Genomic DNA, 427 nt, shown 5'->3' with positions numbered 1-427 from the left:
CTTTCGGCGGTGGCGCTGGGCGTCCAACCTTCGGCGCGCCAGCTGTCKGYCCATTCGTCGACRTCGATCGWGCCTTSGTCRTCGAGAATRTCGAGGGCGATCTGGTGTTGCGTCGTGTCCAGGTCCGTGACGGTCACGAGCAAGTCGCCGCGGCGCAGGCCCTCGGCATAGACTTCACGGTTCTCCGCCGGGAAGAAGAAGTCGGCCAGCGAGCCGCAGAAACCGCCTGTGCGGTTGGTATCCATCGCCGCGACGCCGTCGGGCTCCTTGCCGGCAGCGAGCCCCCAGTCAGCCGTCCATCTCGACGGCCGTGACCGCGACCTGCCAGGCAAACTTGAACCCATCCGGTTCATAGCTGGTTTCGACCTCGCCGCCGACCTGGCGGCTGAGCATGCGCTCGATCATCGTCGATCCGAAGCCGCTGCCC

Annotated in this window: 1 pseudogene; it reads right to left on the bottom strand. The window is 66.4% G+C overall.

Annotated features, from left to right (window positions below):
* Nucleotides 1–245 (bottom strand): annotated as a pseudogene (locus tag AC1D0P_RS30240) (hypothetical protein); the annotation flags it as partial.
* Nucleotides 246–427 lie beyond the last annotated feature (182 nt).

This window comes from Polaromonas sp. P1_G2, from assembly GCF_056405515.1.
Note: the sequence above shows the minus strand (reverse complement) of the source record. Positions and strands in the feature narration are given on the sequence as shown.